This is a genomic window from Flexivirga sp. B27, from assembly GCF_052905685.1.
Genome location: NZ_JBPYUM010000003.1, coordinates 256,393 through 275,778, shown reverse-complemented (window position 1 = coordinate 275,778; position 19,386 = coordinate 256,393). Strand labels below are relative to the sequence as shown.

Annotated in this window: 19 protein-coding genes; 5 read left to right on the top strand and 14 right to left on the bottom strand. The window is 64.2% G+C overall.

What is annotated here, in order from left to right:
* Nucleotides 1-82: 82 nt before the first annotated feature.
* Complete coding sequence (locus ACSZL9_RS13590; protein WP_446666040.1) at nt 83-502, top strand: MarR family winged helix-turn-helix transcriptional regulator; 420 nt, start codon at nt 83-85, stop codon at nt 500-502.
* A gap of 96 nt (nt 503-598) precedes the next feature.
* Complete coding sequence (locus ACSZL9_RS13585) at nt 599-1,303, top strand: GntR family transcriptional regulator (protein ID WP_446666039.1); 705 nt, start codon at nt 599-601, stop codon at nt 1,301-1,303.
* A 26-nt stretch (nt 1,304-1,329) separates the two neighbouring features.
* Here ACSZL9_RS13585 and ACSZL9_RS13580 read toward each other — a convergent pair whose 3' ends face one another.
* Nucleotides 1,330-2,214, bottom strand: a complete 885-nt coding sequence (locus ACSZL9_RS13580) for a fumarylacetoacetate hydrolase family protein (RefSeq protein ID WP_446666038.1) — start codon at nt 2,212-2,214, stop codon at nt 1,330-1,332.
* Entirely contained in the window at nt 2,211-2,552 is a 342-nt protein-coding gene (locus ACSZL9_RS13575; protein ID WP_446666037.1) for a RidA family protein, read from the bottom strand. Before ACSZL9_RS13575 ends, ACSZL9_RS13580 begins: the two co-directional genes overlap by 4 nt.
* A gap of 217 nt (nt 2,553-2,769) precedes the next feature.
* On the opposite strand from ACSZL9_RS13575, the gene ACSZL9_RS13570 reads away from it, so the two are divergent.
* Nucleotides 2,770-3,462 carry an SDR family NAD(P)-dependent oxidoreductase gene (locus ACSZL9_RS13570; protein ID WP_446666036.1) on the top strand — a complete coding sequence of 231 codons (693 nt, stop codon included), beginning with the start codon at nt 2,770-2,772 and terminating at the stop codon, nt 3,460-3,462.
* Between the two features lie 27 nt (nt 3,463-3,489).
* Here the strand turns inward: ACSZL9_RS13570 and ACSZL9_RS13565 are convergent, their stop codons facing one another.
* From ACSZL9_RS13565 to ACSZL9_RS13515, 11 genes are all read right to left on the bottom strand, one after another.
* Nucleotides 3,490-4,512: an MBL fold metallo-hydrolase gene (locus ACSZL9_RS13565; RefSeq protein WP_446666035.1), complete on the bottom strand. Its 1,023-nt coding sequence runs from the start codon at nt 4,510-4,512 to the stop codon at nt 3,490-3,492.
* A gap of 206 nt (nt 4,513-4,718) precedes the next feature.
* A complete protein-coding gene (locus ACSZL9_RS13560; protein WP_446666034.1) occupies nt 4,719-5,906 on the bottom strand; it encodes a hypothetical protein in 1,188 nt (395 codons plus the stop codon).
* A complete protein-coding gene (locus tag ACSZL9_RS13555) occupies nt 5,903-6,478 on the bottom strand; it encodes a flavin reductase family protein (RefSeq protein WP_446666033.1) in 576 nt (191 codons plus the stop codon). Before ACSZL9_RS13555 ends, ACSZL9_RS13560 begins: the two co-directional genes overlap by 4 nt.
* A 76-nt stretch (nt 6,479-6,554) precedes the next feature.
* Nucleotides 6,555-8,051 carry a purine-cytosine permease family protein gene (locus ACSZL9_RS13550; protein WP_446666032.1) on the bottom strand — a complete coding sequence of 499 codons (1,497 nt, stop codon included), beginning with the start codon at nt 8,049-8,051 and terminating at the stop codon, nt 6,555-6,557.
* Nucleotides 8,052-8,121: 70 nt separating this feature from the next.
* Nucleotides 8,122-8,520, bottom strand: a complete 399-nt coding sequence (locus ACSZL9_RS13545) for a RidA family protein (protein WP_446666031.1) — start codon at nt 8,518-8,520, stop codon at nt 8,122-8,124.
* Between the two features lie 5 nt (nt 8,521-8,525).
* Nucleotides 8,526-10,043 (bottom strand): aldehyde dehydrogenase family protein, encoded by a 1,518-nt coding sequence (locus tag ACSZL9_RS13540; protein WP_446666030.1) that lies wholly within the window; start codon nt 10,041-10,043, stop codon nt 8,526-8,528.
* Nucleotides 10,044-10,122: 79 nt separating this feature from the next.
* Nucleotides 10,123-10,551, bottom strand: a complete 429-nt coding sequence (locus ACSZL9_RS13535) for a cupin domain-containing protein (protein WP_446666029.1) — start codon at nt 10,549-10,551, stop codon at nt 10,123-10,125.
* Between the two features lie 5 nt (nt 10,552-10,556).
* A complete protein-coding gene (locus tag ACSZL9_RS13530) occupies nt 10,557-11,297 on the bottom strand; it encodes a ribonuclease activity regulator RraA (protein ID WP_446666028.1) in 741 nt (246 codons plus the stop codon).
* Nucleotides 11,294-12,229, bottom strand: coding sequence for a VOC family protein (locus ACSZL9_RS13525; protein ID WP_446666027.1), 936 nt, complete (start codon nt 12,227-12,229; stop codon nt 11,294-11,296). The genes ACSZL9_RS13530 and ACSZL9_RS13525 overlap by 4 nt, the downstream gene beginning before the upstream one ends.
* 1 nt (nt 12,230) lies before the next feature.
* Nucleotides 12,231-13,796 carry a 4-hydroxyphenylacetate 3-hydroxylase N-terminal domain-containing protein gene (locus ACSZL9_RS13520; protein WP_446666026.1) on the bottom strand — a complete coding sequence of 522 codons (1,566 nt, stop codon included), beginning with the start codon at nt 13,794-13,796 and terminating at the stop codon, nt 12,231-12,233.
* Between the two features lie 368 nt (nt 13,797-14,164).
* Nucleotides 14,165-15,076, bottom strand: coding sequence for a LysR family transcriptional regulator (locus tag ACSZL9_RS13515; protein WP_446666025.1), 912 nt, complete (start codon nt 15,074-15,076; stop codon nt 14,165-14,167).
* A 236-nt stretch (nt 15,077-15,312) separates the two neighbouring features.
* Between ACSZL9_RS13515 and ACSZL9_RS13510 the strand changes: the two genes are divergently transcribed.
* Nucleotides 15,313-16,227, top strand: a complete 915-nt coding sequence (locus ACSZL9_RS13510) for an SH3 domain-containing protein (RefSeq protein WP_446666024.1) — start codon at nt 15,313-15,315, stop codon at nt 16,225-16,227.
* Between the two features lie 126 nt (nt 16,228-16,353).
* On the opposite strand, the gene ACSZL9_RS13505 is transcribed toward ACSZL9_RS13510, so the two are convergent.
* The gene (locus tag ACSZL9_RS13505; protein WP_446666023.1) at nt 16,354-17,406 is read right to left on the bottom strand and encodes an alpha/beta hydrolase; all 1,053 of its coding nucleotides are present in this window, start codon (nt 17,404-17,406) and stop codon (nt 16,354-16,356) included.
* 267 nt (nt 17,407-17,673) lie between these two features.
* Here ACSZL9_RS13505 and ACSZL9_RS13500 point away from each other — a divergent pair, with 267 nt between their 5' ends.
* Nucleotides 17,674-19,350, top strand: coding sequence for an HAD family acid phosphatase (locus tag ACSZL9_RS13500; protein WP_446666022.1), 1,677 nt, complete (start codon nt 17,674-17,676; stop codon nt 19,348-19,350).
* The last annotated feature ends 36 nt before the right edge of the window (nt 19,351-19,386 follow it).

The window sequence follows — 19,386 nt, the reverse complement described above, 5'->3', positions numbered from 1 at the left end:
CATTTATGTCGTGACACGACTATGTCGTGCAGCGACACAATAGTAGGGTTTGCCGCAACCGACGAAAGATAGGGTCCGCTACGTGACCACTCGCCCACGCGTCACCGACGCCGACTACACGCGGCTGCTGCGGTTGCGCACCCGGCTGCGCCAGTTCGAGCACTGGAGTGCCGAGCAGGCTTCCGCCATGGGACTGACCGCCAGCCAGCACCAGTTGATGCTCGCCATCCGGGGGCACAGCGACTACGACGGACCGACGATCGGCGAGGTCGCCGACTACCTGCTCGTGCGACACAACACCGCTGTCGAGCTGGCCAACCGCACCCAGGAGCTCGGCCTCATCGACCGGCAGCGCGACGGCACCGATCACCGTGTCGTGCGGCTGGCGCTGACCGAAGAAGGCCGCAAGCGGCTCAATGCGCTGTCGGCCGACCACATCGAGGAGCTTGCCCGGCTGGCGGATGTCGTGGACGAGCTCCGCGACACCTTGCAGCGCTCCTGAGCGCCACGGCTTCCGCCCGCAAGTTGCCTCAACCACGCTCTGCAGCGCAGGCTAAGCTGCAAAAATTCAGATTTGATCAATTCTTGAGGACCTGCTGTGACCGCTTCGCACCTCGGACCCGTCACGCATACGACGGCAGCCGATGCCGCGACGACGGCGCTGTTCAACGGCATCGTCGACGGGACGGTAGCGCCGGGCTCACACCTTCGGCTGGCAGAGTTGGCTGAACAGTTCGGACTCAGCATGATGCCGGTTCGCGAGGCGCTGCGGCGACTCGAACATCTCGGCTTGGTCGAGGTGGAGGCGCACCGAGGCGCGTTCGTGCGAGAGCTTTCGCTGGACGATGTCCGAGCGACCTACGAGGCACGCTTTCTGCTGGAGGGCGAGGCAGCCTTCCTAGCGGCTCGCCACTTCACGGCAGAGGCCGCGAAGACAGCGCAGGAGGCGCTCGAGGTGCGAGCCCACCACCTCGACTCGGGCAGCCTGCAGTCGGCTCGGGATGCTCACGAACTCTTCCACTTCACCATCTATGAGGCGGCCGGGAACCCATGGCTGCTGCGATCGATCATGCCGCCCTGGCGCAACGCGGAGCGCTATCGACTGGAGTCGATGCGCCGTCCCGACATGTCGACGCAGCGGGCGAAGGAGCACGAAGCGATGCTCGCTGCGGTTATCGACGGTGACGGCGACGCAGCACGCAGCCGGACCATCGAGCACCTGCAGGCATCGCTTGCGCTGATCGAGAGCATCTACGCGGCCCGGTCGACACCCTCGGATGAGGACGTCCACCCCGCGGACTGAGCCAGTCGAGTCGACGGGACACCGGATCAAGCCAGCGCGGTGCGCACCACCGGATTGCGCATTTCGCCCAGGACCCCTCCGCGGGTGACGATCACGTCGTCCACACCGAGGAAGACGGCAGGCTCGCGAGCGTTCCCGATGCCGCTGGGCGTGCCGGTCAGTATGACGTCGCCGGCGCGCAGCGTCATCCCGAAGCTGAGTTCGCTGATTAGACGGGAGATCGGGAACGCCATCTCGCCGATAGTTGCCCGCTGCATGACTTCGCCATTGAGCTGGCACTCGATTGCGAGTGCCTCAACGTCGGAGACTTCATCGACTGTCGTCAGCCAAGGCCCCAAGGGCATGGTGCAGTCGATGCTCTTCCCCTTCAGCCACTGCCCGCCATGTGCCCGTTGCAGATCGCGCTGGGAGACGTCATTGGCGAGAAGGAAGGCGAAGACGTGGTCCCAGGCATCCTCCTGCCGGATCGACCGGCCGCCGGCGCCGATGACGATCGCGATCTCGGCTTCGTAGTCCCACTTCTGCGAGACGGATTCGTCGTAAGCGATCGGGTCGTGCGGACCGATGACTGTGTCCGGACCCTTGGTGAAGAAGGTCGGGTGCGTCGGCAAGGAGTCCGGATCCTGACCCTCGCGCTTACCCATCGACTCGTAGAAATGGTCCAAGTAGTTCCATCCGGTGCAGAGGATGTCGCGGTTGAATCGCTGCAACGGAGACGCGAGATCCACGTCTGCGATGGGCACCGGATCGACATCGCGTGCCGCGTGGGCAAGGTCCGTCGTGGCCACTGCACCACGCACGAGATCGTCAACCGTGCCGAGCGACTGCGACAGCACGCGCACACCGTGCAGATTGTCCGTGACGACCCCGATCGTTGTCGCGTCACCCTGGCGCACGGCGGCGAGTTTCATCGCCCGCCACCGATCGCCGCGATGGCATTGATCTCGATGAGGTACTCCGGCTTCACGAAGCGAGAGACTTCAACCATCGTGGACGCCGGCGCGTGCTCGGTGAAGTACTGCCGGCGAACCTCGTGGATAGCGTCGAAGTCCGCCATGTCCCGCACGTAGACATCCAGCCGCGCGATGTCCGCAAGTGTTCCGCCCGCAGCCTCCACTGTCGCCTTCAGGTTGCGGCACACCTGATGGGCCTGGGCGGTGATGTCGCCAATCCCGGTGACGCCACCCTCTGCATTGCGCGCGGTCATGCCGGAGAGGAAGACCAGCCGACTCGCGGCGGGCACGCTCACGGCAGCACCGTGCGCGAAGTGCCCGTTGGGCTCGGCAAGCTCGGGCGCAACAACTGTCTCGATAATCATGAGTCTCCCTGGGGTCAGCGGGCGTCGTCGGCCAACGGGAAATATCGGACGCGCGCCCTGTGATTTAGATTTGATCATATATCATCTAGGTCCGATCTTCGCTCTCCAACCGCCACTCCGACGCACTCGACACAGAAGGTGCTCTCCTATGACCCGTCCTGCACGCACTGTCCTGATCACCGGCGCTACCCGGGGCATCGGTCGCGCGCTCGCCGAACAACTGGCGACAGCGGGTGACACGGTGCTGCTCAGCGCACGCGATGAAGAAGCCGTCGTTGCAGCGGCCACCGACATCCGCGGCGACGTGCACCCGATCCAGCTCGAGGTGACGGATCCCACGAGCGTCCAAGCGGCGGCAGCGCGGATCCGTGCAGACCACGGTCACCTCGATGTGCTGGTCAATAACGTGGGAGGCCTCTTCGACGGCCCGCAGCGAGCCTCCACCGCGGACCTCGACGTGGTGCGAGCCACGTTGGAGCTCAACCTCTTTTCGGCGTGGCGCGTCATCCAGTGCATGTTGCCGCTGCTGCGTTGCGGCCACGACGCGCGCATTGTCAACGTCTCCAGCGAGAATGCGTCGTTGACGCGGATGACCGCGGGTCAACCCGCCTACGGTCTTTCGAAGGCAGCGCTCAACGCGCTCACCCGGTCGCTGGCCGCGGAACTCGACGGGGAAGGCATCACCGTGCATGCCGCCAGCCCCGGTTGGACCGCCACCGAAGCCAGCGACGGCGGACGCCCCGTGCCCGACGGCGCCGCCAGCATCAAACAGGTTGTGGACCTGCCGAGCGACAGCGGCACTGGCGGATTCTTCCAGGACGGCGTGCCGTTGCCCTGGTGAGTAACGAGCCGAGGCGGCTGTCGGCGCTCAGGCGATCCGGATCCGCTGCAGGTCTTCCCCGATCGTCACGGGGCCGTGGTACCCGCCACGCGCCCACTTGCGCCATTGCGCGACGGGCAGCGGGTTGCCACGCAGGTCGGAGATGTGACTGAGGACCAGGTGCCGAGCGCGGCTCTGCCGGGCGATGGGTCCCACCTTCTGCACCTCGACGTGGGACTGCAACAGATGGTCGACGAACACCGGAGTGCCGTTTCTCCAGCCCCGCACATTGATCGCCTCGTGCACGAGGACGTCGGTGTCCCGCGCCAGCCGCGGGATGTTCGGCGTATAGGTCGTATCACCCGAGAAGGTGACGGATCCGTACTTGGTGTCGAACCGGAAGGCGAATGCCGGAAACACCGGACCGTGCGGCACGAGGATCGCGCTCACCCGAACATTCTCGTCCTCCATGACCACGAACGGCGCCATCTGCGGCGCGGTGTTCTCGAACGTCGCGCCGGCGCTGCTCGGGACTGCGATCTCGTGCACATCTGCCAGTTCGCGGATGTCACGGATCCCCATGTCTCGCAGGAACACATTGCTGCTGTAGGCGTAGGCGTTGTGGCAATCGTCGGTCAACTCCGCAATGCCGGGCGTAGGGCTGTCCGGGTTGATCGTCGGGGAGGTGCCACCCCCAAAAGTCGGAGGCAGGCCCCCCGCAGCCCCGGGACCGTAGACCGGGATCGGCCCGGGCAGGCTGTCGCCCTCTTGATTGGGAACGCTGCCTGCGAGTAGGAAGAAGTTGTAGTAGTCGGCGATGTGATCCGCATGCAGATGGGTCACGAAGATGCCCTTGAGCGACTTGAACGTCAGCCCTGCACGCAGGTATTGCGTGGTCGCGGACCGCCCACAATCGATCACGTAGGTCGCACCATCCACCACGAGCGCGGATGCGATCCCGGTGCGGAGAGGATCGATGGGCGGCCCTGCCTTAGTCCCGAGCAGCACCAACTCGAGGTGTGCAGGCTTCTTACGCGGCGCGGCAGTCGCGGCACTTGCCCCAGCGGCCATCAGCGCCGGTGTCGCTGCTGCCCCGGCCAACATCGCGCGCCGGCCGATACCACTTCCCTGGTGCTGACCTCCGGCCTCGTTCGGGCCACAAAGAGTGCACATGAAGATCTCCAATTTCAAGGGGTTGCTTAATTTGACGTGCGCCTGCCAGGTGCGAATCCGTCTCAGCGGCAGGGATTTTCGCGGTTCTTCTCGGTCGAGGGCTGTCAGCCCTGGGCCAGCATCGGGTCCGGCGTGGCGAGATCGAAGAAGCCCCAGTGGGTCCCTTCGGGGAGAGTTTCGGTCAGCATCCGTCCGCACTGGGTCGTGACGACGGTCGAAGCACCGCGGTGCAAGTTGCCGGCATGGCTGTCCCGGAAGAATCGCTGTATCGCGCTCTTCCGCATGACCTGCGCACCGGCGAAGCGGTGCACCAGTTGAGCGATCTCGAGCGCCGTGCGGGTCGCCAGGCTCGAGGCAAGACGGGCCATCGTCTCCTGCTCGTCGGTCAGCGACCGCGCCGAGCCGAGCTCAGTCGCGATGCCCGACCAGGTTTCACGCATCAACGCCATCGTGCCGCGCACATGCGAGTAGTGCCGAGCGAACTCCGCGAAGAAATCATCAGTGGTCACGGGCGCTCCCTGTGCCGGATCGCGACGCTGAGCCAGCGCGCGGAGTTCCTCCAACATGCGTCGCCCGACTCCCTGTGACCAGGCGGACTGGTGCAGCCCAGCGAGCAGCGCCGGACTGAGGTGGCTGGATTCGCCGCCGCGCAGTGCCTTCCCGGGCTGGATCCGGAACGTCATTCGCTCCGGCACGAACAGGTCCTTGACCGAGTAGTCGAGACTTGCGGTCGCGCGTAGGCCGAGCATGTCCCAGTTGTCCGCCAGCCACACATCGCTACGCGGCACGAGGCAGACCAGCGGCTCGCCGTCGGCGCTGGTCACCGACAGGTTCAGATGAGTAGCCACCGACGTCCCGGGGGCGAAATGCCATGTGCCGGTGACCAGGTATCCCCCGTCTGCCTCTTTCGTCGTGCCGGTGTAGGACGTCGCGTGCCCGCTGACCAGCGGAAAGCCGTCCGCGCGGAACTCGTCAATCGCCGCCTGCGGCAGGTAGGTCGCCGCGAGTGCCGTTTCGGTGACGATGGACCTGGCCAACCAGCCCAGTGACGCATCGGCGTACGACAAGCTCTCGATGACGTCGAGCACCTCGGTCGGGGTTGCCTCCAGGCCGCCGAGTTCCCTCGGCATGATCAGCTTGAATACGCCGCTCTCGCACAGCGCGTCACGCACCGCCGGGCTGGGACGCCGCAATCGTTCACCCACTTCGGCCTCGAGCTGGAAGAGGTCGTATGCCGCGGTGAGGCGATCGACCACCGCCGCAACATCCGGGCTCAGTTCAGTGGTTCTCATCCCCACACCTCCGTCGATCCATCGCTTGGTTGCGCCAGCCCGCGCCACGCGCCCTGGTAGAACAGCAACGGTTTGGTGGTCGTTTCCTGCCCGAACGAGGACACTTTGCCCAGCACCAGCACGTGGTCGCCACCGTCGTATGCCGCCCACGGAGTGCACTGGAAGTACGCCAGCGAGCCATTCAGCCACGGGGCGTTCTCGTCACACACCCACTCGATCTGATGAGTCTGCGGCTTGCCCGCGAATTGCAGTGCAGTGAGCAGTTGTTCGTTGCCCATGACGTTGACCGCGAACGGTCGTTCGAGCAGGTAGCTGAGCGCTCGTGAGCTGCGCTGCATACTGATCAATACCAGCGGAGGCTCCATCGACACCGAGGTGAACGAGTTGACCGTGACGCCGTAGTAGACGCCGCCGGCCTCGTAAGTGAGAACAACGACACCGGTGGCAAATTTGCCGAGCGCATCACGCAGCGACCGCGGATCCGTCAACTGCGGCGGCGCCGATGCCGCGGGCAGTGTGACGGCCTCGTCGGCGTTCTCGTACAACTCGAAGTTCCACATCAACTCCGACATGGAGGTTCCTTTCCTGCTGAGGGTGCGTCCGGGGTGCGGAGCGATCGGGTGACCTGGTGTGGCAGACATCGGTCGCTCAGACAGCCTCGTCGAGAGCTTCGGTCTCGACGGCGAACGATGTGCCTGTTCCCTCCGGCATGACGGTGCGCAATACCGGGTAGAGCACGATCGCCACGATGAAGGACACGAAGAATCCGAGCGGGAACACCTCTGTCGCGATCAGCACGACCCCGACTGCCGCAGCAACCACGAGGCTGATCAGTCCGGCCCAGTTCCACATCTCCATCCGCTGGCGAGAGATGTCGAAGCGCCGATGGCGCATCAGGTAGAAGTCGGCCATCATGACACCGCACATCGCGAAGGTGCAGGCGCCCAGATGGGCGAGATACTTGTTGAAGCTGTCGAGAATCCCGGCCGCAATCATCGCCAGGGCAATGACATTCGCAACTACGACCATCACTGCTCGACCCGGCTTGCGACCCGACAGCACGTCCACGAGGTTGACCAGAGACAGCGACCCCGAATACGCATTGATTGCCTGCGCCTTGGCCTGAGCCGCGTAGATCGTGACGAAGCCGAGCCAGCCTGCGAAGATGACGAAGAACGCGCCGGTGTTCCCCATCACGTAGCCGGAACCCACCTCACCGGCCTGGGCCGCGGTCATCCCGGAGTTGTGGGCCATCAGGTATTTCACGACCTCTGGCATGCCACCGATGACCACCAGCGAACCCAGCACCGTCATCACGATGTTCTGCATGAATGGCCCGCTGACGGACAGGATCGTGACGTCCCGTCCGGTCCGGCAGTAGCGGGCGAAGTCGGTGGTCACCAGCGCGATGGTCCCGCCGGTCGCGCCCATCAGTCCGAGCGCTGCCTCCAGTCGAGGCCACCAACCGCCGGGCACGACCCCGTGGTAGCTGAAAACCGTTGACATACTGGCGTCCCCGGCGGCGTAGATGTGGAAGACCATGTAGACCGCAACCACGATGGTGACAACGATCAAGACCCCGGTCGCCCGCAACGCCAGCTTCAGGCCGAAGATCGCCAGGGCGGTCCACAGAATCGCGAGGATCCCGTAGATGACGATCTTGGTCAGCCAGGTGTCGCTCCAACCGAAGGCCAGCAGCGTGCCTTCGTAGAGGAGTGCTGACTCCACGGCGAGGAACCCCAGAATCATCACCGCAAATATCACTGAGCCGGCTGCGGAGCCGCGGAGGCCAAAGCCGAAGAAGCGTGCGGTCAGCGTGCTCGACATACCGGTCTGATAGGCCATTTGGCCCAGTGCCCGACCCAGCAGCACCCCGACGACCGCCACGATCAGGCCCGCCAGGAGGCCAAGCCCGAAGCCCGCGAGCACGACAGTGAATCCGGAGATCGCGAAGATCACCAGCGCGGTGCCTACACTCATCGGACTGAGCGAGAGTTCCCACCCACTCTTGCGGTCTTCAGGGGGAACGCTGACCAGCGAATGGTCCTCGGCGGCCGAAGCCAGGGATGAGTCGATCGACTCGCCGGGAGCCGCCGACTCGACCTGCTGAGCGACCGGAACCGGTCGTGACTTGGCTGTGGACATGGTTGTTCCTTCGGTTCGGAGTGTCTCGGAGGGTGGTGTAGGTCCGCGCGAGATGCGCGGACCTACACCGTCAGTGAGTGGTGCTGCTGCCTGCGATTGCCAGGGCCTCGATCTCCAACAAGATCTCCGGCTTGGCCAGGGCTGCGACCTGGACCAATGTGCAGGTCGGGAAATCACCGGTGAAGAACTGCTTGCGCGCGTCCCAAACCTTGCTGTTCTGGGTGATATCGGTGACGAAGATCGTCATCTTGAACACGTCGTCCATCTGCGCACCCGCAGCCGAAAGGAGATCCCGGATCTTGCCGAATATGACCATGGACTGGTCATATTCGTCGCCCGTGACCGTCTCCCCGTCAGCTCCGCGGGCCGTCATCCCCGAGACGGAGATCAGATCGCCGACGCGCAGGCAGTTGGACCACATGCCGTCGGCAGGCTCGCGCACCTGCTCCGCGCGGAACCTCTGCCGCACCCCGGTCACAGCTGGATCCGATCGTCCCAGGCCGACTTCCCGCTCCAGTTGACACAAACGCTCTGTCGGCGCATGAACTCCCGCCAAGCATCGGACCCTGCGGTGCGACCGCCCCCGGTCTCCTTCTCGCCTCCGAACGCCGCGCCGACGTCTGCGCCCGTCGTGCCCATGTTGATCCGCACGATGCCGCAATCGCTGCCGCGGGCGGACAGGAAGCGCTCGATGTTCATCAGGTTGGTGCTGTGCATTCCCGATGCGAGGCCCTGTGCGACGTCGTTGTGCATGGCGATCGCTTCGTCCAAGTCGTCGTAGACCAGGACGGAGACAATGGGCGCAAACGTCTCTTCCTGCGCGATCTGCGACTTCGGGTCGACATCGACGACGATGGTGGGCTCGACATACAGACCTGGCCGGTCGATGAGTCGGCCGCCGTGAGCGATTCGAGCCCCGGCCCGCTCAGCGTCGGCAAGAACCTGCTGGAAACGAGTCACCGCGGGCGGATCGATCAGTGGGCCGACGACGGTCTCGGGATCCCGTGGGTCACCGACCGCGATTTGGTCGAACGCCCGGCTCATCAGTTCGACGAGTCGGTTGGCGATGCTGCGGTGTGCGATGACTCGCCGCGTGCTGGTGCAACGCTGTCCGGTGGTGCCCACGACGCCGAACGTGAGTGCCTTGGCCGCCAATTCGAGGTCGGCTGTCTCGTCCACGATGCACCCGTTGTTGCCGGAGCATTCCAGCTGGTAACGCCGACCAAGAGTGCGGCCCACGCTCTCGGCGACCTTCTTGCCGACACCGGTCGAACCGGTGAACGAGATGAGTCCGACTCGGTCGTCGGCCACCATCCGCTCAGCGACAGAGTCATCGGTCGGGATGAACATCGAGAAGACGCCTGCGTGACCAAGCTCCGCACTGGCCTGAACAGCCAGCTTCTGCAACGCGATCGCAGTGAGCGGAACCTTCGGGCTGGGCTTCCAGATAACCGTGTTACCTGCGATCGCTGCGAGGAACGCGTTCTGCGCCCAGACATTCCCGGGGAAGTTGTAGGCGCTGATGATCCCGACGACTCCGAGCGGCAACCACTGGTCGTACATTCGGTGATCGGCGCGCTGCGACTGCTGGGTGACGCCGTAGAGCATCCGGGCCTGCCCTGCAGCGAGGGTCGACATGTCGATCGACTCGCGCAGCTCACCCTTGGCTTCCATGATCGACTTGCCCGTGTCGAGACAGACGAGTGCGGCCAGATCGTCGAGGTTCTGCTCGATCAACTGCCCGATGCGTCGGACCAGGGCACCACGCGCAGGCGGTGGGACATCGCGCCACTTACGCTGCGCGGTGATTGCGTCCTCGATGATCCTGTCGTAGTCCTGCCCGGTCGCCGGCGCGATACGCGCCACCACCGTTCCATCGGCCGGGCACACGGCCTCCAGTAGTTCCCCCGCGGCCGCGGTGGGGTCGGACCAGCCGTTGCTGGGCGCGTAGGCACCCGCGTGCACCGAGTCGAGCCCGAACTTTGCGAGCACACCGGCAGTATCGAAAACGGCCGACCTATCGGTCGTAGTTGCTGTCATGATGGGTTCCTTAGGTGAAAAGCGTTGTGTGTCAGTCGGTTGCGAGGAAATCGCCGATGGTTTCGTCGGTGTGATATTCCGGCTTCTCGTAGTAGTGCGGTCCGTCGTAAATTTCGATCAGCACACTGCGCTCGTGGGCGATGGTCGGCCCGTGCGGGTGATCCTTGGGGTTCGCGTAAAACGATCCGGGGTGCAAGCGGAGACCCGAGTCGGTGTATTCGTAGTCCCCTTCGAGGCAGTACATGAACTGGTTCGACGCGTGCGTGTGCTTCGTCGGGATGCGTCCGCCCTTTTCGTATTCCAACAGTGCGATACTCGCGCCGGTCTCGGTGTTCTTGTGCAGGAAGTACTGCCGGAATCCGTAGTCCGGGTAGTCGATCCACTCCTCCTCGACGAAGTCGGTGTCATGCACCAGTCGCTCCAGAGACAGCTTGTCGAAGGTCCGGTCGTTGTCTGCCATGTCGGTCACTCCTGCCCGGGCCGCCCCGCAGCGACCCACTCGTCGTATTCGCGTTTGCTCTGGTCAGTCGCAGGGAACACCTCGAAGAGCGAGCGTCCAGCCTTCAGTTGCAGCCCTGCGAAGTGCTCGTACTGCGCCGACGCAGCGCCTTCCTCGGCCACCTGTGCGACGAGGTGACTCGGGATCACCACGACGCCATCGCTGTCCCCGAGGACCACGTCACCTGGGTATACGGCGACTCCTCCGCAGCCGATGGGCTCCTGCAACGCGACCGGGTGAAGGGCGATCGGCGTCGCCGGTGGGGCCGGATGCGCCTGGAAACAGGGCAAATTCGTTTCCACGATGCCGGAACCGTCGCGATATCCGCCGTCGGTGACAACCCCGCGGACACCACGCGCTCGCAGCCGAGTCGCCATCAGGTCACCCATGCTGGAAGCGCGTGTGCAGCCTTGAGCATCGATGACCAGGACGCTCCCTGCGGGACACTCCTCGATTGCCCGCCGGTGAATGTTGTCCTCGCGGGAGTACCGACTCATGTCATCCAGGTCCTCGCGCGCCGGGATGAACCGGAGCGTAAAGGCCTCGCCCACCAGTGCCGGCTGACCCTCGCGAAGCGGGCGGAGACCATGCGGCATGGTGTTGCGGAGCCCACGCTTGTAGAGCAGGTTCGCGATGGCGGCGGTCCCGGCCTGGGTGAGTTTGTGCCGCAGGTCGTCATCGATGATCGGAGCAGTAGCGACGCTCATTCGAAGAACTCCAGCGGCGGGCGGTTGCCCCATTGGGTCGTCTCACTCGCCGTGCCATTGAACGCACCTGGCTGGTGGGACGCGTCCACCACGTCACCGTCGGTGTAGTGCTCGACCCGGAAGCCGAACGGGTCCTTCCAGTAGTCGAAGATCTGGCTGCCCAGCAGGTGACGTCCGACCCCGACGTCTTGTGTGTACCCCTGCTCGATGAGGAAGTCGTGCGATGCCATCACCGCGTCCATGTCGGTGACTTCGAACGCGCTGTGGTGCACACCGACGCGCTCCGACTGCAGGATCAGCGTGAAGTGGTGGTCGACCAGTTGCTTGCCCAGGTCGAGGCGAACGAAGGTCCCGACGACCGGCCCTTCCTCGCCGGGCGGCAAGAAGTAGTCCGAGGGCAGGAAATTGAACCGGTCGTTGAGCCAGCCCATCGTCTGGTCGTGATCAGACACGTGCAGCACGAAGTGTCCCAACCGGGCGATGGATTGCGGCGCCCGCTCCACGCGGACCCACTCGGACACTCGTCGTTTGTCGCGAATGTTGTTGAATTCGAACGGTTCCCGCGTCTCGATCGGCGTTGCTTCTGCTCGGCCATGGATCGCTCGGATCTCGTAACCATCAGGAGTGTGCATCACGACCTGCTCACCACCGCCGGGCTCCGTGGAGTCGGTGATCGCCGACGAACCGGGCATGTCGGCGAGTTCCACAAGGTCGTCCCGAGTCGCAACCTCTATCGAGGTTCCGATGAACTGCTGGGTCGCGGATTTGTGCGTGACATGGATGTGGTGTTGTGTGCCGGTGCCTCTCATGTAGAGGGTCTGCTCATCGCTGCCGGGCGCCTTCGTCATACCGAATGACGTCAGGAACCGCTCCATAACATCCAGATCGGGCACTGCGTAGGACACCTGCGCGGCGTCGATTGCGATAGCCATGTCAGCCCTTCCGGAAGACGCTGACGTCGTTCGGGCCAATGAGGTCCGGCACCGTCCAGCCATCCAGGTCGTACTCGTCCATCGCGCTCTGGGCGAACGCCTTCCAGTCCTCGAGCTTGCCGTTGCCGCGTGCGCTGAAGAGGTTGGTCTGCCGGGTTACGTCGTTGCTGCCGATGTAGTTGATCTCGTACAGCTCGTGACGCGCGCCGAACTCCGTGCCGATCGAGTCCCACAGCAGCTTCATCACCTTGACCCGCTCCTCGGCCTGGATCCCGTCCGAGCCGCGCAAGTAGGTGTCGAGGTAGCCCTTCAGCTCAGGTACCTTGAAGTCGTCCGCACTGGAGTTCAGGTAGATCAGTCCACTGGCGACGATCTGCTCGATGATGTTCTTGATCTTCGGCATCGCGAGCTGGTTCATGACTCGGTATGCGCCGGCGAACTGCGCGTCCGGCTGGATCATTCCGCCCACCCACGGCACCTCGCTTTTGGCCATGGCGTCGGACAAGGCCCAGAACGTGTTGCGCCATGCGATGACCTCGCCCAGCTGTGACATCACGCCGTGGAATTGGCCAGCGCCGGTGATGTCCAGCGCCTTGGCCAGTAGTCCGACGATGAAGTCCAGCTTCACTGCGAAACGTGTGCAGCCGTGCAACGAAGCGCGCTCGAGGTAACCGGAGTGGATGTTGTACTTGTTGGCCTGCTCGAGGTCGTTGTAGATGAAGGTGTTCTCCCACGGGATGAACACGTTGTCGAGCACCAGGATGGCATCGTTCTCGTCAAGCCGACTGGACAGTGGGTAGTCGAACGGCGAGCCGGTCGTCGCAGCGCGGTATTCGTTCGACACCCGCGAAATCAGTTTGACGCCAGGAGCATTCGTCGGAGTGATGAAGACCGGCGAGTATGCCGCGTCTTGAACGCCGGCCGGTCCGACGTGCCCGACGAACGTGTAGTGCGTCAGGGCAGATCCCGTGGCGACGACCTTCGCGCCCGAGACGTAGAAACCGGCGTCGGTCTCCTTGGTCACGTGCACGAAGACGTCCTTGCCGGCACCAGGCCCGCTCGCCCGGTCCACGGGCGGATTCATGATCGCGTGGTTGATGTACCACGTGCGCTCCTGAGCCTTGCGGTACCAGGCACGCGCATTGTCTTCGTAGCCACGGTAGAACTCGGCATTCGCTCCGAGAGTGCCCAGGAAACAGCCCTTGTAGTCCGGCGAGCGGCCCATCCATCCCCACGCGATCTTCTGCCACTCTGCGATGGCGTCGCGGGACGCGACCTGTTCTTCGACCGTGCTCGGAGCCCGGTAGAAGCGATGCGTGCGCCCACCCCACTCGGTGGGCACGGTCAGGATCTCTTGACGCTCCGGGTCATGCAGGGCGTCATACATCCGGGCGATCATCCGGGCGGAGTTGCGGAAGGCAGGGTGTTCGGCGATGTTCTCGACGCGCTCGCCGTAGATCCACACTTCGCGCCCGTCGTTGAGACTCTCCAGATACTCCTCGCCGGTGAGCGGCAGGAATTCGTTGTTGGTCGGGTCGGTGTTGTTCACGGTTGCTGTCTGGGTCATGACTTCTCTCGATGGGCTTGCCGGTGGGTGGTGTGCAGTGCCTCTGGTCGACATCTGGGGAGCGCCGCGGTGGTCAATCTCGACCGCTGGCGCTGCGACATGTTGTGGCGCATCACACGTTCGGCGACAAGTGATTCGGCGGAACTGCTCGACTCGAGTTCGTCGGGCAGCAGCCAGGAACCAGTTCGACGACCAGGCGGTCGCAGCGCGCTGACCTGCGCAAATGCGTGAGATTCCGGTGCGCCTTGGACGCATCCGAGCGTTCCTGGAACGGCTATTTATGCGTTCCGAATAGTGAGATCTTGATTTGACTCAACCCGTTGATCGCGATAAAGCCGCTCGATCATGGCATACACAGAATTTATGGCTCAGATCACATTCGCAGGCCCGAGTCGGCGGGTCGCGATGAGTCGGGACGCGTCAAGCCAACGACGGATGTGCGGGGTCATCTCTTGATCCCGCCGCCATATCACCGTGGCTTGCATAGGCCGCATCCATGACGGTCCGTCAAGGACAGCGACCCGGGGGTCGTCGCCCACCAGTTGTTGGGTGACCGGCGAAACACCCAGACCTGCGGCGACGAACGCAATCGCGGTCTGCGGCGTCGACACCTCGATCATCGAGAAGTCCGGGTCCGAGCCGAGGGCCGCACGGGCGTCGTCGGGCATCCCGGAGAACTCGTCCATCTGACGCGGCAGGATCCATCGGCCCCAGCCATGACCGTCAGGATGCACCTCGCCCGCTCGCTCGCGAGGCACGGCCAGCCGCACAGCGATGCGAGCGATAGGCGACCAGTCACACACCTGCGCAACCGCGTCGCCGAAGCGGTCCGCGGCGAAGGGGACACAGCCGACGTCAAGTGATCCGTCCCGGATCCCGTGCAGAATGCGATCCGGCGTCGTGTCGGTCAATGTCACGTTGACGCCGGGGGCCTGCCGAATGAACTCGGTCAGGACATCGGCCATCACTTCATGAATGACCATGGGTTCGAGGCCGACACTCAGGTTGCCCACCAGGCCGTTCGCCATCAGCGAGATGGTCTGGTCCAAACGATCCCGCTCACCGAGGAGCCGTCGGGCATTTGCCAACAGATACCGCCCGACGTCGGTCGGCTCGACGCCGCGGGCCGACCGCTCAAGCAACTGCACGCCGACGTCTCGCTCGAGCTTCCTGATCGCGGCAGTCAGAGCCGGCTGAGACAGTCCCAACAACTTCGCCGCTCCAGACAGCGATCCCCGATCCGCTACTGCGCGAAAGTATTCCAACTGGCGAAACTCCATTGGGCGTCCTCCGGCATTGGCTGTTGCGAGTTTGCTGACCGCCCCGCCCCGTGAACTTCGTGGTTCCGCTCGTCGATCAGTGCTGACAGTAGAGCAGCGAAGTCCGTGTTACATCACCCCGGCAGCGATCCTGACGGTGCCCTGCCCCCGAGTTCGCAAGACAATCGGGTGAGTCGCACGCTCCGTCCTGCAGACTCTGGTCCAATGGATTCGTGACCGCTAGGGAGGGAGCGACCATGTCTGCTGTGCCCGCCGGGTCGGCAACCGCCGAGACCAGCGACGCCACCTGCACGCGCTACGTCGCGCCCGACATCGATCAGCTCCGTGTCCGCATGGGGCCGAGCACGTCATACCCCTGCGTCGGCGGCTTGGCGCCGGGCGCCCAACTCACCGGGCTGCACCGTCGGGACTGGCTGCAGATCACCGACGGGTCGCTCGTCGGCGCCTGGGTCAGCACCGACTACCTGACGCCCGAGCGGCCCGCGACGACTCCGGCGGTGCCCTGTCCACAGTTCGTCGGGCGGGTCACCACCGACAACATGTTCGCCAACATCCGGTCCGGTCCCGGCTTCGACCACCGGGTCGTCGGCCGCTACGCCCACCACGAGCTGGTCACCGGGCGACTCGTCGACGACGGCCCGTGGGTCGCCACCGATCGCGGCTTCGTCAACGCAGGCACGATCACCGTGCACGCGACCGATCCGAGCACTCTCAACGGCCGCATCCCCGAGCACCTGCTGTCCCCGATCCCGTTGCACTACAACGCAAACGCGCACTTCGAGCCCGGCTACTCCCCCACCACGCCGCGCTATCTGAACGGCGCCGCGCTTGCTGCGCTGCACCGACTGCAACGGGCCTTCCGCCGGCGCTTCGGTCACTTCGCGACGATCGACCTCACCTATCGCTCGTATGCCGAGCAGGAGTACTGGTTCGACAAGTTCGGCCGACCACGTGCGGCGGAGCCGGGCACGTCCAACCACGGACTCGGCCTGGCCATCGACTTCGAGGAGGGCGACGGCCCCGGCATCTACTCCTGGGGCGCTCCCGCCAACGACTGGCTACTCACTCATCAGGCGAGCTTCGGCTTCGACAACCCGTTCGCGCCCACCCTGCAGGAGGGCGAGGACTATCACTTCAATTTCGTTGGCTGACGCAGCGGTCCAGAAGCGCCCAGCGGGTCCGACGCGGATCGCGGAGCTCTCAGTCAGCAATGCCCGGGCCAGAGCTTGGACGGCCAGCCACAACAAGAGATGACCGAGCTCAACCAGCGCGAGCGCTCAGCCGATGTCAGCCAGGATCCTGGGCATGTCCTTGGCCAGCGCCATGTTGAAGCACGACTGGTTGTGGTTGCCGTCGCAGTGGAAGCCTCCGTAGTCCACATCGTGGCCGTACATGCCCCAGACATGCGGAATCCCTTGTGCGGTAAGCGCATTCGCAAGGGTGTTGGTGGAGTTCTTGGCGCCCTGCTCGATGATGTTCGGGCCGTCGCCGGCATACAACGAGATCCCGACACCGCGCAGTTGGTCCGCGTGCCGCACCGGGTTCTCGTTCTTCCACGCACCGTCGAAGGGGAAGATCGGACTACCGAACGGGCTGTCGAACGGACCCATGCCCTGGTAATTCACGCTGCCGATCACCGCAACGCGGACGGCCTGGTCCTCCATGTCGAGACCACCGGAGTAGCTGGAGACGTGGTTGAACAGGTCCGGATGCTTGAACGCGTAGTGCACAGCGCCGTAGCCGCCCATCGACAGTCCACCGATCGCGCGATGCTGCTTGCTGGCTTCGGTCCGGAAGTTCTGGTCCACCCAGGGGATCAGGTCGTTGATGTGGAACTTCTCCCAGTTCTGCGGGAAGCGGCTGTTGGTCCAGTTGGTGTACCAGCCGGCCTTGCCGCCCTCGGGAGTGACCACGATGACGTCCTTGCCGGCCGTGATCTGCTCGGCCTGTCCGCCGTATGCCTTGGTGTCGGTCCACTGCTCCACGTGTCCGGGGTGGCCGTGCAGCAGGTAGAGCGACGGGTAGGAACGGCCCGAGTCGGCATATCCCTCGGGCAGGGTAATGCGCACGCGCAATTTCGCGCCGTAGACGCTGTAGACCGAGTTGATGGCCGGATCCGTCATCGTGACTTCATATGTCCGCTGCAGATCCTCCACCTTCGTGAAGCTGGACACTTTGATGTTGTGGCCGTCCGTCGGCGTCGGAATCTCCTGCGCCGAGGCGGGGGCAGCCGCCACCATGGCGAGCGCCGGCGCGACCAGCGCGACAGCGATCGCTGCCGTTCCCTTCCGAACTCGTGAACGGGTCGGGTGCGACGTAGGGGTGGTCATGCTGGCTCCTTCCAAGGCCGGCATCGGGCGCCCACTGCGGGCGGCATACAGCCGATAGCTCCGATCCTGCAAGCAACAGTGCCGGATGCCCGGGCCGCGTCGGACCAAGCCGACGTAAATTTGTTTCAAAGTCTCGACAGGGAAGAAGATCCATTTCCAAGGTGGCGCCGCGGTCGATCACAACGTCTTCCGCCGACATGACCGCACCGGGCCGCTCACCGCAGTAGTGTCAGTTGGCCCTGTTCCGCCACGACTTGGAGATGAACCATGCACCGTCGTGCAGCAACGATCGCCGCGATCACCATCGCGGCGGCAGCACCAGCGCTCACCATCGCGCCCAGCGCGAGCGCCGACTCCGCCCACCACGGACCGCCCGCGAAGTCAGCACACAGCTTCGTGAAGTCGCTCTCGTCCTGGGCGGATCACCAGCTCACCCCACGCACGCACTTCACCATGGAAGCCGACGGATCGAGCGGCAAAACCGTTGGCGGAGAAGGCATCCCGAACATCGACTCGGTGAAGTCCACTATCCGCACCTACTACAACGCGGGCTCCGACGGCATCGCGAACAAGACCTCGTCGCCATACATCAGCGAGATGAATGCGATCGTCGCCAAGCAGGAGAAGAAGCTCAAGGGCCTCTACCAGAGCAGCAAGGCGCACGGCAAGAAGCCGGCCATCGTCTTCGACGCCGACGACACGACGCTGATGACCTATGACATGGAAGACGCTGCCATGCACTTCAACTTCGATCCTGCGCTGCAGGACGTGTGGGTGCAGGGCCAGAAGTTCCCGGCCACGCCGGCGATGGTCGGCTTCGTCAAGGCCGCCGAGAAGATGGGCTTCACCATCTTCGGGCTGACCGGCCGCAACGACGACCAGAAGGCCGCCACCGTGGCGAACCTGAAGAAGGTCGGCTACACCGGCTTCACCACCGACCGGTTCTACACGAAGTGGACCGGCAAGGGCGACAGCCAGCAGCCGTCATACATCAAGTGCGCGACCGCCAAGTGCACGACCGTGGAATACAAGGCGGGCACGCGCAAGCACATCGAGTCGATGGGCTATGACATCGCACTCAACGTCGGCGATCAGTTCTCCGACCTGCAGGGCGGGTATGCCGACCACACGCTGAAACTGCCCAACCCGACCTACTACCTGCCCTCCCCCGACCTGCCCGGCAAGCACGAGCCACGACTCGCACCGCGCACGCACTTCACCATGAAGGCTGACGGGTCGAGCGGGAAAACCGTTGGTGGAGAAGGCATCCCGAACATCGACTCGGTGAAGTCGACGATCCGCACCTACTACAACGCCGACTCGGACGGCATCGCGAACAAGACCTCATCGCCATACATCACCGAGATGACCCAGATGTCCAAGCGAATCACCCCGGCGCTGACGGCCGCTTGCGCTCTCGGCAGCGTCTTCGGCGCCAAGCCGGCCATCGTGCTGGACGCCGACGACACGACGCTGATGACCTACGACATGGAGGACGGGGCGATGAACTTCAACTTCGACCCGCCGCTGCAGGACGTGTGGGTGCAGGGTCAGAAATTCCCGGCGACCCCGGGCATGGTGAGCCTGGTGAATGCCGCGAAGAAGTCCGGCTGCACATTGATCGGCCTGACCGGTCGCAACGACGACCAGAAAGCCGCGACCATCGGCAACCTGCAGAAGGTCGGTTACTCCGGCTTCGCCACCCGCAACTACTACACCAAGTGGACCGGCGAGGGTGACAGCCAGCAGCCGTCATACATCAAGTGCGCGACCGACAAGTGCACGACGATCGAATACAAGTCGCAGACCCGGGCGCACGTGCAGTCCCCCTCCGGCGGTGACTACACGATCATCGCGAACTTCGGTGACCAGTTCAGCGACCTGATCGGCGGGAACGCGCTCGTCCCGGTCAAGCTGCCGAACCCGACCTACTACCTCCCGTAACCACTACCTCACCGACAGGCCCGGCAAATTCCGACA

Excerpts from the sequence above, each read along its gene's own strand:
- ACSZL9_RS13580 (WP_446666038.1), bottom strand. The coding sequence starts at position 2,214 with ATGAAACTCGCCGCCGTGCGCCAGGGTGACGCGACAACGATCGGGGTC.
- ACSZL9_RS13570 (WP_446666036.1), top strand. The coding sequence starts at position 2,770 with ATGACCCGTCCTGCACGCACTGTCCTGATCACCGGCGCTACCCGGGGC.
- ACSZL9_RS13565 (WP_446666035.1), bottom strand. The coding sequence starts at position 4,512 with ATGGCCGCTGGGGCAAGTGCCGCGACTGCCGCGCCGCGTAAGAAGCCT.
- ACSZL9_RS13560 (WP_446666034.1), bottom strand. The coding sequence starts at position 5,906 with ATGAGAACCACTGAACTGAGCCCGGATGTTGCGGCGGTGGTCGATCGC.
- ACSZL9_RS13555 (WP_446666033.1), bottom strand. The coding sequence starts at position 6,478 with ATGTCGGAGTTGATGTGGAACTTCGAGTTGTACGAGAACGCCGACGAG.
- ACSZL9_RS13550 (WP_446666032.1), bottom strand. The coding sequence starts at position 8,051 with ATGTCCACAGCCAAGTCACGACCGGTTCCGGTCGCTCAGCAGGTCGAG.
- ACSZL9_RS13535 (WP_446666029.1), bottom strand. The coding sequence starts at position 10,551 with ATGGCAGACAACGACCGGACCTTCGACAAGCTGTCTCTGGAGCGACTG.
- ACSZL9_RS13530 (WP_446666028.1), bottom strand. The coding sequence starts at position 11,297 with ATGAGCGTCGCTACTGCTCCGATCATCGATGACGACCTGCGGCACAAA.
- ACSZL9_RS13525 (WP_446666027.1), bottom strand. The coding sequence starts at position 12,229 with ATGGCTATCGCAATCGACGCCGCGCAGGTGTCCTACGCAGTGCCCGAT.
- ACSZL9_RS13520 (WP_446666026.1), bottom strand. The coding sequence starts at position 13,796 with ATGACCCAGACAGCAACCGTGAACAACACCGACCCGACCAACAACGAA.
- ACSZL9_RS13515 (WP_446666025.1), bottom strand. The coding sequence starts at position 15,076 with ATGGAGTTTCGCCAGTTGGAATACTTTCGCGCAGTAGCGGATCGGGGA.
- ACSZL9_RS13510 (WP_446666024.1), top strand. The coding sequence starts at position 15,313 with ATGTCTGCTGTGCCCGCCGGGTCGGCAACCGCCGAGACCAGCGACGCC.
- ACSZL9_RS13505 (WP_446666023.1), bottom strand. The coding sequence starts at position 17,406 with ATGACCACCCCTACGTCGCACCCGACCCGTTCACGAGTTCGGAAGGGA.
- ACSZL9_RS13500 (WP_446666022.1), top strand. The coding sequence starts at position 17,674 with ATGCACCGTCGTGCAGCAACGATCGCCGCGATCACCATCGCGGCGGCA.